General features: G+C 51.3%; 10 protein-coding genes and 1 pseudogene. 2 read left to right on the top strand and 9 right to left on the bottom strand.

Annotated features, from left to right (window positions below):
* Positions 1–15: 15 nt before the first annotated feature.
* From dnaE to bamA, 8 genes are read right to left on the bottom strand one after another with little or no spacing between them, the layout of a single operon-like run.
* Positions 16–3,561, bottom strand: coding sequence for a DNA polymerase III subunit alpha (dnaE, locus tag DYC63_RS10705; RefSeq protein ID WP_115219209.1), 3,546 nt, complete (start codon positions 3,559–3,561; stop codon positions 16–18).
* Complete coding sequence (locus DYC63_RS10710; RefSeq protein ID WP_115219210.1) at positions 3,558–4,127, bottom strand: ribonuclease HII; 570 nt, start codon at positions 4,125–4,127, stop codon at positions 3,558–3,560. The genes dnaE and DYC63_RS10710 overlap by 4 nt, the downstream gene beginning before the upstream one ends.
* Positions 4,124–5,278 carry a lipid-A-disaccharide synthase gene (gene lpxB / locus DYC63_RS10715; protein ID WP_115219211.1) on the bottom strand — a complete coding sequence of 385 codons (1,155 nt, stop codon included), beginning with the start codon at positions 5,276–5,278 and terminating at the stop codon, positions 4,124–4,126. Before lpxB ends, DYC63_RS10710 begins: the two co-directional genes overlap by 4 nt.
* Positions 5,279–6,052: an acyl-ACP--UDP-N-acetylglucosamine O-acyltransferase gene (gene lpxA, locus DYC63_RS10720; protein WP_115219212.1), complete on the bottom strand. Its 774-nt coding sequence runs from the start codon at positions 6,050–6,052 to the stop codon at positions 5,279–5,281.
* Between the two features lie 17 nt (positions 6,053–6,069).
* Positions 6,070–6,534, bottom strand: coding sequence for a 3-hydroxyacyl-ACP dehydratase FabZ (gene fabZ / locus DYC63_RS10725; protein WP_172459517.1), 465 nt, complete (start codon positions 6,532–6,534; stop codon positions 6,070–6,072).
* Positions 6,535–6,551: 17 nt separating this feature from the next.
* Complete coding sequence (gene lpxD, locus DYC63_RS10730; RefSeq protein WP_115219214.1) at positions 6,552–7,535, bottom strand: UDP-3-O-(3-hydroxymyristoyl)glucosamine N-acyltransferase; 984 nt, start codon at positions 7,533–7,535, stop codon at positions 6,552–6,554.
* Between the two features lie 9 nt (positions 7,536–7,544).
* Positions 7,545–8,180 (bottom strand): OmpH/Skp family outer membrane protein, encoded by a 636-nt coding sequence (locus DYC63_RS10735; RefSeq protein WP_115219215.1) that lies wholly within the window; start codon positions 8,178–8,180, stop codon positions 7,545–7,547.
* Entirely contained in the window at positions 8,180–10,480 is a 2,301-nt protein-coding gene (gene bamA / locus DYC63_RS10740) for an outer membrane protein assembly factor BamA (protein ID WP_245888152.1), read from the bottom strand. Before bamA ends, DYC63_RS10735 begins: the two co-directional genes overlap by 1 nt.
* Between bamA and aat the strand changes: the two genes are divergently transcribed.
* Both aat and DYC63_RS10750 read left to right on the top strand, forming a co-directional pair.
* Positions 10,479–11,291, top strand: a complete 813-nt coding sequence (aat, locus tag DYC63_RS10745; RefSeq protein WP_245888154.1) for a leucyl/phenylalanyl-tRNA--protein transferase — start codon at positions 10,479–10,481, stop codon at positions 11,289–11,291. The two genes, bamA and aat, sit on opposite strands and share 2 nt — an antisense overlap.
* Before the next feature lie 290 nt (positions 11,292–11,581).
* Positions 11,582–12,288, top strand: a pseudogene (locus tag DYC63_RS10750) (IS30 family transposase); the annotation flags it as partial.
* 354 nt (positions 12,289–12,642) lie between these two features.
* On the opposite strand, the gene DYC63_RS10755 reads toward DYC63_RS10750, so the two are convergent.
* Entirely contained in the window at positions 12,643–15,483 is a 2,841-nt protein-coding gene (locus tag DYC63_RS10755) for a valine--tRNA ligase (RefSeq protein ID WP_115219216.1), read from the bottom strand.
* Positions 15,484–15,562: the final 79 nt, after the last annotated feature.

Here is a 15,562-nt window from a genome sequence, read left to right on the forward strand (position 1 = left end):
GCATTGTTCTCTCCCTTAATATTGATAAATCAAATTTTTAGCACCGAATTGCTGCTCCAGCCGCTGCAGCGTCTGCGCCTCAATCCAATAGCGACCACCCAAAGCCGCCCATCCTTCATAATTCTCGCCCTGCAAGAGCAAATGCACTTTCGCTCCCTGACAGACGCCCTGCTCCGTTTCGACTGCCGCCTGCATGCGCTGTGCTTTCAGCCATGTCAGTTCCGCAACATTTATTTCCGCCAAAGGGCTGCGAATCGTGAGATTGCGCAGGCATCTGAATTGCTCATGCTCAAAATCCGAGACCGCCTGCACGCTCAGCCCCCATTCATTTTTCCATGAAAAATACTCCAGCGCCACTTCCAGCATCAGCACCTTATCCAAGGCCAATAAGCCGATAAACTGCTCATAATTTTTGCCGGAGAGCATAAACTCATAGCGCGCGCTGCGATCATCAAGGGTAAAAAACGCCAGCATGCCGCCTTTTTTACTGGGAATCGAGCGCAATTCCGTGACCATACCGCCCAATCTCAATAATTGTGCCGAACCGCGCCGCTGCTTGAGATCGGCAGGCGGTGCGAGTTCCTGCAAATGGGCGACGATTTCCGCCAGCGACTGATCGCACATCGCCTGCAAACGCGGACGCACGCTGTTAATCGGATGATCGGTCAAATACATGCCCAGCGACTGTTTTTCCGCCTCGAGCTTTTCCTTATCCGTCCAAGTGGCGTTCGCATCAAGACTCAGCAACTCATCGCCGATTCCCTCATCGCCGCCGCCCAAAACGCCGAAGAAATCCTGCTGCGCCGACTGCTCGGTCTTATGATGCTGGTTTGCCAGCTTCATCGCCTGCGGCAAAGCCGCAGTCAAAGCGCCGCGATTCGGCTCGATAACATCAAAAGCACCTGCACTAATCAGGGATTCCAAGGTATTTTTATTAATCATTTTCAAATCAATGCGTCGGCATAAATCCAAAAGCGATTGATAAGGACCATTAGCTTCGCGCTCGGCAATCAAATCGCCGACCGCATTCTCGCCCACGCCTTTGACGGCGCCCAGTCCGAATAAAATTCGCCCCGCTTCGTCCACGCTGAAGCGGTACTGCGAACGGTTGATACAGGGCGGCATCACTTCCAGCCCCATATCCAAGGTTTCCGAGACCATCGGCACGACCTTGTCGATTTTATCCATATCCGAGGACAGAACCGCCGCCATCAGCTCCGCAGGATAATGCGCTTTCAGCCATGCGGTTTGATAAGACAATAAGGCATAGGCGGCGGAATGCGATTTATTAAAGCCGTATTCCGCAAATTTCGCCATCAAATCAAAGATATCATTCGCCACATTGCTGTGTACGCCGCCGGCAATCGCCCTTTCGACGAAAATCGCCTTCTGCTCCGCCATCACATCGGCTTTCTTTTTGCCCATGGCGCGGCGCAGCAAATCCGCCTCACCCAAACTGTAATTCGCCAGAATTTGCGCCACTTGCATGACTTGTTCTTGATAGACCATCACGCCGTAGGTGTTTTCCAGAATTCCTTCCAGCGCCGGATGCGGATATTCCACTTCCGCCAAACCGTGTTTGCGGTTGATAAAGTCATCCACCATACCCGATTGCAAAGGTCCGGGGCGAAATAAGGCGACCAAGGCGATAATATCTTCAAAATTATCCGGTTGCAGTTTGCGAATCAGATTTTTCATGCCCGAAGATTCCAGCTGGAACACTGCGCTGGTACGAGTCGATTTGAGCAGTTTGAAAGTCGCGGGATCATCTAAGGGCAATGCTTCGATTTTCAGCGCGGCTTTGCCTTCCCGCGCATGACGCTGATTGACGAAATCCAATGCCCAATCAATCACCGTAAGCGTGCGCAGCCCCAAAAAGTCGAATTTGACCAAGCCGACCGCTTCGATATCGTCTTTATCGAATTGCGTTATCAAAGGCGCACCCACGCTTTCCGTATAGAGCGCCGAAAAATCGGTCAATTTGGTCGGCGCAATCACCACGCCGCCGGCATGTTTGCCGACATTGCGCGCCAAACCTTCCAATTGCAAAGCCGTATCGATCAATTCGCGGGTTTCTTCGTTCTGCTCGTAATCCTGCGCCAAATCCGGCGAGAAAAATTCCGGCTGTTTCTTGGATTTTTCCGTCCGTCCCAAGGCATCGGGCAAGGTAACGCCCAGCGTTTTGGGAATTTTCTTCGATACGCCGTCGCAGAAACTGTAGGATTTGCCCTGCACGCGCCCCACATCGCGCACCACCGCTTTCGCCGCCATCGTACCGTGCGTGGCGATTTGCGATACCTTTTCATGTCCGTATTTATCCGCCACATAGCGAATCACGCGGTCGCGTTTTTCCATGCAGAAATCGACGTCGAAATCCGGCATCGAGACCCGTTCGGGATTTAAAAAACGCTCGAAGAGCAAATCATAAGCCAAGGGATCCAAATCCGTGATTTTCAGCGCATAGGCGACTAAAGAACCCGCCCCCGAGCCGCGTCCCGGCCCGACCGGCACGTCATTATCTTTTGCCCATTGAATAAAATCCGCCACAATCAAAAAATAGCCCGGAAAGCCCATCTGATTGATAACGTTCAATTCGATATGCAGACGCTCGCGATAAGTGGCGGCATGAGCGGCACGATTTTCCGCATCCGGAAACAACTGCTCCAGACGTTCTTCCAAACCGCGCTCGGATTCGCGCACCAAATATTCTTCAATCGCCATACCCTCAGGCAGGGGAAAATTCGGCAGGAAATTCTTGCCCAAGGTCAGCTGCACATTGCAGCGCTGCGCAATGATGTCGCTATTGAGCAATAATTGCGGCGCATCGGCAAACAGCGCCGCCATCTCCGCCTGAGTGCGCAAATAATGCTGCTCGGTAAAGGCATGCGGTCTGGTGCTGTCGGCAATAATGCGACCGGTGGCAATGCAGACCCGTGCTTCATGCACGTCAAATTGCTCGGGCGCGGCGAAACAGGCCAAATTAGTCGCCACCGCTGCCATCTGCAATACCTGCCCGATTTCGGCACAGGCGGTACAGTATTCGCGCTCGCCGCTTTCGCCGCTGCGGCTGATTTGCAGATAAAAGCGGTCGGCAAAAATACTCTGCCAATGCGCCGCCCTTGCCTGCATCAGGTTTTTGTCATTGGCAGACAATGCCGCCGCCATATCGCCTGCCATACCGCCGTTTAAAGCCAGCAAATCGCTACACTGGGCGGGGGTAAAACGTTCGATATTGACCGCCACTTCGCCGTTATGCTGGTCTTGCGCATAGGCAAAGCTAATCAATTCGTTCAGCTGGCGGAAGCCGCGCTCGTTTTGTGCATACAGCAGGATTTGATGAATCTCGCCTTGGGCATTGCGCACGCTTAAATCACAGCCCAAAATCGGCTTGATGCCGGCACCGCGCGCCGCTTTGTAGAATTTGACCAAGCCGTAGGCATTATTGCGGTCGGTCAAGGCAAGGGCGGCCTGCCCGTCGGCTTTGGCGTAGGCGACTAAATCCTCAATGCGCAAAATACTGTCGCTTAAAGAATATTCACTGTGATTATGTAGGGCAATCATGGGACTTCTCTCAATAATGCTTTAATCGGCGCATAGCTGCGGCGATGTTCGGCAATAATGCCGTATTCGCGCAAAGCACGGCTGTGTTGCGCCGTGCCGTAACCTTTGTGCGCGGCAAAACCGTATTGCGGATACTGCTTGTCTAATTCAATCAATTGTCGGTCGCGGATAACTTTTGCCATGATACTGGCGGCGGCAATCGCCGGTTCTAAGGCATCGCCGTCGATGATCGCCTGCGCCGGATAGAGCAAATCGGGCGGCAGGAATTTGCCGTCAATCAAAATCCGCTGCGGCGGCAGCGAAAGGGCATCAATCGCCAAACGCATGGCAAGCAAGGCCGCTTGATGGATATTGATTTGGTCGATCATTGCCGCAGAGACCTGCGCATAGCGCCAAGCCAAGGCTTGCTCGGCAATGGCGTGAAATAATTGCTCGCGCCGCTTAGGGCTTAATTTTTTGCTGTCGTTCAAATAGGGCAAATCATAATCGGGCGGCAAGATGACTGCCGCCGCCACGACATTGCCCGCCCATGCGCCGCGCCCCGCTTCGTCCACACCGGCAATCATGCCTTGCGCTCAAGTAAATTCGCCACCGCATCGGCGGCACGTCCGGAGACCTGCGTGGCTAAGGCGGCGCGAATTTCCGCAAAAGCCAGCAATTGCGCGCCGCGCCGCGCATGGTCGTGTAAGAGCGCACCGGCATCGTCCGCCAAATGCTCGGGCGTGCAGTCTTCTTGAATCCATTCATTGACCACATCGCGTTGTAACAGCAAATTAGGCAGACTGAAGCGGTCGATTTTCAATAAGCGTCTGGCGATTTTCGCCGTCAGCGGATGCACGCGGTATGCCACCGCCATCGGGCGATTCAGCAAAGCGGCTTCCAAAGTAATCGTGCCGCTGGCGACCATCAGCACATCGCAGGCCGACATCAAGACATCGCTTTCGGCATCGCTGAGCATAATTTCTTGGCGCGGCGGACAAGTTTGGCGGATGATTTCGGCGATTCTGCCGCGATGCGCGGCATCGGCAACAGAAATCACGGCACGCAAAGTCGGCTCCCGTACCTGCATCAGCATCATGGCACGCAGAAACACCGGCAACAGCCGCTCGATTTCACCGCGCCGCGAGCCGGGGAACAGCCCCAGCAAAGGCACCTGCTTGGGCAAAGATAATTGCTGACGTGCCAAGCGGATATCCATCGGGCTGAGGCGGTCTGCCATCGGATGTCCCACGCATACCGCTTCCACACCGTGTTTGGCATAGACATCGATTTCAAAGGGAAACAGACACAGCATCAAATCCACCGCCTGACGGATTTTATAAATCCGCTTTTCCTTCCATGCCCATAAAGAAGGGCTGACATAATGCACGGTGGCAATACCCCGTTTGCGCAATGCCGTTTCGATACGCAGATTAAAATCCGGCGCATCGATGCCGATATACAAATCGGGCGGATTGTCCTGCCAATACTGCAAAATCGTTTTTTTTAGACGGAAAATTGCCGGCAAATGCCGCAGGACTTCCGCCAAGCCCATCACTGCCAGCGTATCCATCGGCACAAGGGATAATAAGCCTTGCGCCTGCATATGCCGCCCACCCACGCCGCTGAATCGCGCTTGGGGATAGCGTTTTTGCAAAGCCGCCATCAAAGGCGCGCCCAAGCGGTCTCCGGATACTTCGCCGGCAACAATGGCGATATGCGGTGCGCGCTTATCCATTTAGCGAATCAAACCGCGTTTGCCGGTGGCTTGGATAAAATCGGCAATCCGCCGCGCCGCCTGTGAATCGGCGGCAAGAGCATTGATTTTTTCTCGCGCCTCGCTTAAAAGCAGATTTTCTTGATAGAGATGATGGAAGGCTTTTTTAATCGCCTCCGTTTCCTGCGCAGGGAAGCCGTGGCGGCGCAAACCTTCGTTATTGATGCCGCTTGCCTTAGCCGGCATACCCGCCACCGTGGAAAACGGCGGCACGTTTTGCTTCACACCGCTGGAAAACGCCACCATGCTGTAAGCGCCGATATGCACGAATTGATAAACCAAAGCATAGCCGCCCAAAATCACATAATCCTCGATATGCACATGCCCTGCTAAAGAGGCATTGTTGGCAAATACGGTATGGTTGCCGACCACGCAATCATGTGCCAAATGACAATACGCCATAATCCAGTTGTCATCGCCGACTTTGGTCGCACCGCCGTCTTGCACCGTGCCGCGGTTAAAGGTTACGAATTCGCGAATCGTATTGCCGTCGCCGATTTCCAACCATGTATCTTCGCCGCCGTATTTTTTATCCTGCGGCTCGGCACCTAGGGAAGCGAACTGCCAAATGCGGTTGTTTTTGCCGATGCGCGTCGGACCTTCGATGAGCACATGCGGTGCAATCGTCGTAGCGGCATCAATCTGTACTTTTGCGCCGATGACGCTGTAAGCACCCACGCTGACGCTGCTGTCTAATTCCGCGCTGGGATCGATAATCGCCGTCGGATGAATCATGGCTTTTCTCTCCAATATTAGGCTTTACCCTTACCTGCGGAAGTACACATAATTTCCGCACTGCATACCACCTGCCCCGCTACGCTCGCCTGTGCTTCAAAAGACCAAATGCCACGGCGCGATTTCAGCAGTTTAATCTCGAGCAATAATTGATCGCCCGGCACTACCGGTTTGCGAAAACGCGCCTTATCAATGCCGACAAAGAAATAAATGCCGTCTTCTTCAGGTTCGTCGGGCAGCCCCATTTCCGCTTTGGCGCTTTTCACACCCAAAATACCTGCCGCCTGCGCCATCGCTTCAATAACCAAGACACCCGGCATGACCGCCTTACCGGGAAAATGCCCTTGGAAAAAGGGCTCGTTGGCGCTCACGTTTTTAATCGCGCAAATATGGCTTTGCGGCACCACTTCGGTGATGCGGTCAATCAATAAAAAAGGATAGCGATGCGGCAAATAGCGGCGGATTTCTTCAATATCCATCAGGGTATGTACTTGTTCTGTCATTTTTCTTTCCCAAAAATTCTGAGTTTTGCTAAAAAGCGTTTCCATTGTTTAATCGGCATCACGGTCATTGCCGAGCAATACATGCCGGCTTCGGTGATGGATTTGCTCACGGAAGAATGTCCGGTAAATTGCGCACCGTCGCAAATCGTGATGTGTCCTGCAAAGACGCTCGCCCCGCCGACCACGCAATATTTGCCGAATTTCACCGAGCCGGCAATCACGCAGCAGCCGGCAAACGCGCTATGGTCGCCGATTTCCACGTTATGCGCGACTTGAATCAAATTATCCAGTTTGACGCCATTGCCGATAATCGTATCGCCGACCGCGCCGCGGTCAATCATAGTCGCCGCGCCGATTTCCACATCATTGCCGATTAAGACGCCGCCCAATTGCGGGATTTCCAGCCAGCGCCCGTCTTCAAAATGATTGCCGAAGCCGCGTTCGCCGATAACCGCATTGGCAAGAATGCGGCAACGCTCGCCGATACGCGTACCGCTTAAGATTTTCACACCGGCGCCGATATGCGTATCGGCGCCGATTTCCACGCCCCTGCCGACATAAGCTAACGCTTCGATGCGCACGCCTTTTGCCAATATCGCCCCGCTTTCAATGACGGCGCCGGCACCGACACTCACATTCGAGCCCATTTGCACATTCGCCGCCACTATCGCCTGCGGATGAATACCTTGCGCTCGTGCAGCATCGATTTCCGCCTGAAAACGCTCGGTTAAAATACGCCAAGCGCGGCGCACATCGGCAACCACAATTTGCGAAGCGGCAAGATCGGCTTCAGGCTGGGCAAGCAATACCAAACCCAATTGCGTCGTGCTTAACTGGCTGCGGTATTTTTCCTCGGCAAGAAAACCCACCGCATTTTTCTGTCCCGCTAACAAAGTGCCGACTTGATTGACGGCAACATCCGCGCCAATCAATTCGCCGCCTAGCCAGGCGGCAATTTCTTGCGCTCGAATTTCCTGCATATTGTTTCCTTAATCTTCATCGCCATGTTGGCGCGTACGCTTTAACAGCCGCTCAATCACTTGCTGGGTCAAATCCGCCCTTTCACTGACATATAACACGCCGTTGTCGTTTAAAATCACATCAAAACCTTCCGCCTTTGCCAAACCGACGATTTCTTCCAAAACCATACTTTGCAATTTCGCCAATTCCTCATTGCGCCGCACATTGTAATCATCTTGAAACGCCGCCTGCTGGCGCGCCAATTCGCGCCGCTTGACAATCAATTGCTGGGTCAGGGCTTCCGTATCCAGATTGCCGGCGCTTTGCTGATTTAATTGCTGCTCCAGCTTCGCCAGTTCGGACTGCAAATTGTTCAAACTTTGCAACTGGCTGCGGAATTCTCTTTGCAAAATCTCGCGAATGCTACCCAATTGCGGAATCGTCGCCATAATGCGGCGGAAATTCACAAAGCCGATCCGTATCTGCGCATCGCTTATCTCAGGCACAGACGCCGCATCGGCACTGGGCAATTGTGCGGCGATTTGTGTGGCGCTTGCCGCCAATTCCGCCGGACTAAGATCGAAAAAATCCGCCGCCGCTTCTTGTCCGATGCTTGGCAAAGCGGCGCCTATCGCGACGCAAAGAAGAGCAAAGCGCAGGCGCATTAGAAAGTGGTGCCGATCGTAAACTGGAAGGCTTCGGTATCATCGCCGGTCTTTTTATTCAGCGGCACGGCATAGCTCAAATTCAAAGGCCCGATCGGCGATATCCACTGCAAGAACAAACCGGTTGAATAGCGCATATCGGCGGTATCGAAATCGCTGACTTTATTCCAAACGCCGCCGGCATCGGCAAATGCCCCCACGCGCAGATTACGCTCGCGACCGCTGAAAGAGACCGGTAACATCAATTCCGCGCCGCCTGTCACGCGGAAATCGCCACCGGCATAATCATTATTTTTATAACGCGGGCCGACAGAGCCGTATTGATAGCCGCGCACACTGTTAATGCCGCCGGCATAGTAATGACGATAGAAAGGCAGACCGCCTTTAAGATCGCCATAGCTGTTGCCGTAGCTGACATTGCCGTGCAGAGAAAAGACTAATGAATCTTCGCTTTGTCCCGAGAAGAAGCTGCGGTGTTTAAAATCGCTGCGGTAATAAGTAGCATCGCTGCCCGGCACGACCAATTCCAAAGAAAGGGAATTCTGCGAACCGGTGGTCGGCATATAGGCATCGTCGGTGGTGTCGCGCAGCCAAGAACCGGTCAGCACAAATTCATTAAAGGTTTTGCCGTTATCTTTCAGGAAATCATTAATTTCAGAAGCGACATTTGCGCCCGTATGAATTTTAACCTGACGATAGCCGCCGCCAAGGAAAACACTTTGGTATTCGGAAATCGGATAACCGAAATTGAGCATCAAAGCCAAATTGTCCGAGGTCCAATCGGATAAATCTTCCTCGTCATAATCATATTCGTCGTAATTAAAGCTAAAGCGCGCGCTGATGCCATCGTCGGTGAAATAGGGATTGGTAACACTCAAACCGTAAGACTGCACATAAGAGCCTTTGCCAAAATTGATATTAAAGCGGTTGCCCGTGCCGAGGAAATTGTCATCGGCGTATTCCAAGCTGAACAAAGCGCCGCTGGACTGACCGTAGCCGATGCCGCCTTGGATATAGCTGGTGCTGCGCTCCGCCACGGTATAAACCACATCCACCTGATCGGGATGCCCCGGCACCGGACGCAAGGCTTTTTCAATTTTTTCAATCTGCGGCAGGCGGCGAATACGCTGCTCGGAACGCTCGAGATCCGAGGCGGAATACGGCGCCATTTCCTGCTGGCGCAATTCGCGGCGCAGCACGCTGTCATAAGATTTGGCATTGCCGGTAAACTCGATTCGCCGTACCGTCACGCGCGGCCCCGACTGGATGACGAAATTCAAAGCGACTTCGCGCTTCAAGCGATCCACATCGGGCACAATCCGCACATCCGCCTTACCGAAACCCTCGTCAGCCAAGCGGTTGCGAATCGCCTCCGTACTGGCTTTAATCGCGCTGTGGTTGAAAAATTGTTCTTTCTGCACCTGAATCAAGGACAGCAATTCGCTCTCCGGCACAATCAAATCGCCGCTGACGCGGTAGTCTTTGATGGTGTAGGTCTCGCCTTCATCGACATTGACCGTTAAAAACATCCGCGTTTTGTCTTCAGACAAAGCCGTCTGCACGGAAGTGATGGCAAAATCCATAAAGCCGCGGTCTTTGTAGAAATTCTCCAAACGCTCGTAATCCGCCTGCATGCGCTCATTATTGATTTGATCGTTTTTCGACATGAAAGACAGCCAGCCGGTAGTGGAGGTGTCGAATAATTTTGCCAACTGCTCGTCGGAATAAATGCGGTTACCGACAAAATCAATCGATTTGTATTGCGCCGTGCGCCCCTCGTCAATCGTAAATACTACCTCGACCCGACCGCGCGGCAAGGTATTGACCTGCGCATCAATGTTTACTTGGAATTTCGACTGCGCATGATATTGTCCGTACAGCTGATTTTGCATCTCTTGCAGCATCGCCGGATTAAAAGGCTGCCCCTCGGCAAAGCCCGCTTTGGCAAAAGCCTGCTTGACATTGCTGCTGCTCAAACTGCTGTTGCCCTTCAATTCGATACTGGAAATGATGGGAAACTCTTCCACCTGCACGACCAAGGTATTGCCGTCGCGCGCCAAATTGATGCGCGAAAACAGATTGATGGCATATAAATCCGTGACCGCCTGCGCGCTATTATCCGTATCGAACTGCTGCCCTATCTGCACCGGCAAATAGCTGAATACCGTGCCGGGCGCCACGCGCTGCAAACCTTCGACACGAATGTCTTGCACCACAAAAGACTCTGCAAAAGCACTACTTTGCGCAGCTGCCGCCACCGCTAAAGCTAAAAATTGAGGACGAAACAGATTCATAAGCATGATATTCCGAGAAAACGAAAACGCGCATCATACCAAAGGCAAAAGCATTCTGCTATCGCTTGCCGCATCTGCCCGCCCGCCGACTGACAAAAAGCGCGAAATTGCGCTATCCTGCCGCCAAATTCCTAGCAAGACAGCCATGAAGACACATCACACTTTCTCATTTCCGCCGGTCGAACGCGCCGACAGACGCGGCCTGCTCGCCATCGGCGGTAAGTTATCGCCCGCCCAAGTCTGGCTGGCGCATCAAAGCGGCGTGTTTCCTTGGTATGGGGCGGACAGCCCGATACTGTGGTGGGCACCCAATCCGCGCGGCGTCATTTTCTGCCAAGACCTGCACATCAGCCGCTCATTAGACAAAGCCATGCGCCGCATGCCCTATCAAATCGGCTTTGACCGCGCTTTCGCGCACACCATGGATTACTGCGCTAAAGTGCACGGCGAAAGCTGGATTGACGAGCAGATGCGCAGCTGCTACATCGCCCTGCACGAGCAGGGACTGGCGCATAGCTGCGAACTTTGGCATGAAGACACATTGCTCGGCGGATTGTACGGCGTCTGCCTTGACCGCGTATTCTGCGGCGAATCGATGTTCAGCCTTGTGCCCAATGCCAGCAAAATCGTTCTCGCCCGACTCTGCGCTTTTTTTGCCGCGCAGGGCATCGAAGTCTTGGATACGCAATTCCTGACCCCGCACCTGCAATCGATGGGCGGCGTGGAAATCCCCCGCCAAGAATATATGCGCTATTTAGGCGGCAATCCCGAGCGCCTGCGCGGCGATTGGGCTAATTTATACATTTTAGCGCAGTAAAGAAAATGTAATTGACTGTCAAAATCAGCAAAAAAATTTTTTATATAATATCCTGAATTCATAATTCAGATTATGATTCCTAATTTGCACTTGAATTTACAATCCAAGTGCAAAAAAAGAAGCATTCATAATAGAGTATCATTTTGTTCCCCAACAAAATCGGAAAAAGTGCAAAGCGATACCCAAATTATAGTCTCTTAACTTCAAAATGAGATTATTCTAAGCGCTTCTCCTGACAAAATGTGTATCTCTAAGTCTCATTTTGAAGTTAAGGTACTATAAAACGGGCGGAATACCGTCATTTGGTGCAAAGTAAGGTGTTGGACGGCAAGTGGTCGCCCGAACAGCTCAGTAAGTGCTTGGAGTTTGAAAAATCTGATTTATCAATCAGTTTCAATACGATTTACCGCGCGATTCATCAAGGATGGCTAGATATCGGCGAAGGCAAAGCAAGCCGAAAATTACGCCATAAAGGCAGAACAAGACGGAGAAAAATCATCTTGAAAAGCGTGGAAAAATCACGATTTCGCATACATTGGAGGAACGCCCGATTTCAGCGAAAAACCGCAGCCGTTTCGGACATTGAGAAGCGGATACGGTATTGGGTGTCGCAGGCGGTGCCTGTTTGCTTACTTTGACGGAACGCAAAAGCCGTTTTGAGTTGGTGAAAAAGATTGCAGGCAAAAAAGCATTACTGGTTAAAGAGGCGATGACAACCTTGCTTAAGCCGCACAAATTACGGTCAATTACGCCGGACAGAGGCAAGGAATTTGCCAAACATAGTTTAGTTACACAAACATTAGGCGCAGCCTTTTATTTCCCCGAGCCGCATCAGCCGTGGCAAAGGGGGACAAATGAAAATACAAACGGGTTGCTCAAGGAGTTTTTCCCCAAGCAACAGGATATAAACCGTTGGAGCGATGATTATATTCAATCGGTCGTCGACAAATTAATTCTACGACCGAGAAAGTGTTTAGGCTGGAAAACACCTTATTAAGTTTACTTTAAAAAAGTATTGCACTTGGTTTGACAATTCAAGGCGTTAGAAAAATTGCTGTTTTTGGTATTTTTTGACATCTCAATCTCCCAAAAAAGCATTGAAAGATTGAGATAAAGAAATTACGCTAGTGTTGCGTGTTCATTTTTAAGCCTTATTTAAATTTGTCGAGTACTTTTACATAAATAAGCAAAGTCATATATCAAAATACCATGTTTGTCATCTTAAATTTGTATTTTCAGGCTGCCTACAATCTGTTCTCTCCTATATTGGAAAACAGAGAGAGAACAGATTGGTGGTTATTTCAGAAAATTGTTGTTTACTTTCAGGCTGCCTGAATTCTTGATTTGCAGATTACTTCAACTTATCCAACGCCACCTGAATCTTCGCCATTTTCTCTTGCAAATCAGCCAATTCCGCTTTGTCTTTTTCCACCAAATGCGCGGGGGCTTTGTCCACATAGCCTGCTTTGGACAATTTCGCATTCAGTTTGTCCAACGCTTTTTGCAATTTCTCGGCTTCCTTGTTCAGACGCGCGGTTTCGGCGGCTTTGTCCACTTCCACTTTCAACATCAAACGCGCACCATTGCACACAGCAACGGGCGAATCTTCACTTTCAGGCAGCGTGGCAACTTGCGTGGCTTCGGTTAAACGCGCCATCATCGGCAGATATTTCAAATAATCCGCCACGTCATCGTTAGTTTCAATGAACAGGGGGGCTTTCACGCTGGGTTGAATGCCCATTTCGCCGCGCAAATTGCGTACCGCGCCAATCAATTCTTGCAAGTCCGCCATTTTTGCCATGGCGTTAGCATCAATGAATTCGGGATTGGCAACGGGGAAACGCGCCAACATGATGCTGTCTGCGGTTTTGGCATCGCACATCGGAGCAATCACTTGCCAGAGTTCTTCGGTGATAAAGGGGATAATCGGGTGCAACAGGCGCAGGCTGGCTTCCAATACGCGCAATAAGGTGTGGCGGGTAGCGCGTTGGCGGCTTTCGCAGTCTGTTTGCAGTTGCACTTTGGCGAGTTCCACATACCAGTCGCAATAGTCGTTCCACACAAAGCTGTACAATAATTCCGCCGCCAAATCAAAACGATAGCTTTCGTAGGCTTGGGTAACTTCGGCTTCCACTTGGTTCAATCGCCCGATAATCCATTGGTCGGAAAATGAGTAGACGCGTGGCTCGGTGGCGGTTGCACCGTAGCCACAGTCTTTTTCTTCGGTGTTCATCAACACGAAATTGGTGGCGTTCCAAATTTTGTTGCAGAAATTGCGATAGCCTTCGGCGCGTTTGAAGTCAAAATTCACGCTGCGCCCCAAGCTGGCGTAGCTTGCCATTGTGAAACGCAAGGCGTCCGCGCCCATGGCGGGAATGCCTTGTGGGAAGAGTTTTTTGGTGGCTTCTTTGATTTGTGGCACGGTTTCGGGTTTACGCAAACCAGTTGTGCGTTTAACTAACAAATTATCCAAATCAATGCCGTCAATCAAATCCACAGGGTCAATGACGTTGCCTTCGGATTTGGACATTTTTTTGCCTTCGTGGTCGCGCACGATGCCGTGAATGTAGACATCGCGGAACGGCACTTTGCCGACAATGTGCGTGGTCATCATAATCATACGTGCCACCCAGAAGAAGATGATTTCATAGCCCGTTACCAACACGCTGGACGGCAAAAAGGCGTTCATGGCTTCGGTGTCGGGTTCGCCGTCTTGCCAGCCCAATGTGCTAAATGGCACAAGTGCAGACGAAAACCATGTGTCCAACACGTCTTCTTCGCGTGTGAGTTTCAGGCTGCCTGCCTGTTTTTGCGCGGCTTCTTCATTGTTCGCAACATAAATGCGACCATTTTCATCATACCACGCGGGAATTTGGTGTCCCCACCACAGTTGGCGCGAAATGCACCAATCTTGCAGATTGTTCATCCATTGGTTGTAGGTGTTAATCCAATTTTCGGGAATAAATTTCACTTGTCCGCTATCGGTGGCAAATTTGGCTTTTTCTGCCAAACTCATGCCTTTGAATTCGCTGTCGGGTTCGCCACCATTGGGTTTGGCAGACATGGCAACAAACCATTGATTGGTCAGCATGGGTTCAATCACGCTGCCTGTGCGGTCGCCTTTGGGGGTCATTAATTTATGCGGTTCAACTTTAACCAAGAATCCTTGTTCTTGTAAGTCTGCAACCATTTGCTGGCGTGCCACAAAGCGGTCTAAACCTGCGTATTTTCCAGGTAATTTGATGCCTTCTAAAACATCATTGCGGAAAGCATAAACTTCTGCCGTTTCCAAAATTTTTGCATCTAAACTCAATACATTAATCAAAACGGTATCATGGCGTTTGCCGACTTCGTAGTCGTTGAAATCGTGAGCAGGCGTGATTTTGACGCAGCCTGTACCAAATTCGCTGTCCACATAGTCATCGGCAATCACGGGAATTTGACGACCTGTGAGCGGCAAAATCAATGATTTGCCAATCAAATGGGCGTAACGTTCGTCTTTGGGATTGACGGCCACTGCCACATCGCCCAGCAAAGTTTCAGGGCGCGTGGTCGCCACAATCACGCTTTCAGACGGATTGTCGGCAATCGGATAACGAATGTGCCACATAGAACCGTCGGTTTCCACGTTTTCCACTTCCAAATCGGAAACGGCTGTGCCCAAAACAGGATCCCAGTTCACCAAACGTTTGCCGCGATAAATTAAGCCTTGATTGTACAATTTCACAAAAACTTGGGTAACGATTTCGGCGCGCGGCGCGTCCATCGTAAAGTATTCGCGCGACCAGTCGGCGGAACAACCCACGCGGCGCATTTGTTGGGTGATGGTGCTGCCTGATTGTTCTTTCCATTGCCACACTTTTTCTAAAAACTGTTCACGCCCTAATTGATGGCGTGATATGTTTTGTTCTGCCAATTGGCGTTCCACCACAATTTGCGTGGCGATGCCTGCGTGGTCGGTACCCGGGATCCATGCGGTATTGCAGCCTTTCATGCGGTAATAGCGGCTTAAGCCGTCCATGATGGTTTGATTGAAGGCATGCCCCATGTGCAGCGTGCCTGTTACGTTGGGCGGCGGCAGTTGAATGCTGAAAGTGTCTTTTTTGCTAAAATCGGCGGCGAAATAGCCGCCTTTTTCCCAATGTTGATACCATTTGCTTTCGACTGCGGAAGGAAGATATTTATTCGCCATAATGTGTCCAAAAAGTATGAAAAGACGCGGATTATAGCAGGATTGGACTTACCTCGCGCGCCGCAAAAGGGCGGCGGAG

The organism is Suttonella indologenes, from assembly GCF_900460215.1.
GTDB classification, from domain to species: Bacteria; Pseudomonadota; Gammaproteobacteria; order Cardiobacteriales; family Cardiobacteriaceae; genus Suttonella; species Suttonella indologenes.

Excerpts from the sequence above, each read along its gene's own strand:
- dnaE (WP_115219209.1), bottom strand. The coding sequence starts at position 3,561 with ATGATTGCCCTACATAATCACAGTGAATATTCTTTAAGCGACAGTATT.
- DYC63_RS10710 (WP_115219210.1), bottom strand. The coding sequence starts at position 4,127 with ATGATTGCCGGTGTGGACGAAGCGGGGCGCGGCGCATGGGCGGGCAAT.
- lpxB (WP_115219211.1), bottom strand. The coding sequence starts at position 5,278 with ATGGATAAGCGCGCACCGCATATCGCCATTGTTGCCGGCGAAGTATCC.
- lpxA (WP_115219212.1), bottom strand. The coding sequence starts at position 6,052 with ATGATTCATCCGACGGCGATTATCGATCCCAGCGCGGAATTAGACAGC.
- lpxD (WP_115219214.1), bottom strand. The coding sequence starts at position 7,535 with ATGCAGGAAATTCGAGCGCAAGAAATTGCCGCCTGGCTAGGCGGCGAA.
- DYC63_RS10735 (WP_115219215.1), bottom strand. The coding sequence starts at position 8,180 with ATGCGCCTGCGCTTTGCTCTTCTTTGCGTCGCGATAGGCGCCGCTTTG.
- aat (WP_245888154.1), top strand. The coding sequence starts at position 10,479 with ATGATATTCCGAGAAAACGAAAACGCGCATCATACCAAAGGCAAAAGC.
- bamA (WP_245888152.1), bottom strand. The coding sequence starts at position 10,480 with ATGCTTATGAATCTGTTTCGTCCTCAATTTTTAGCTTTAGCGGTGGCG.
- DYC63_RS10755 (WP_115219216.1), bottom strand. The coding sequence starts at position 15,483 with ATGGCGAATAAATATCTTCCTTCCGCAGTCGAAAGCAAATGGTATCAA.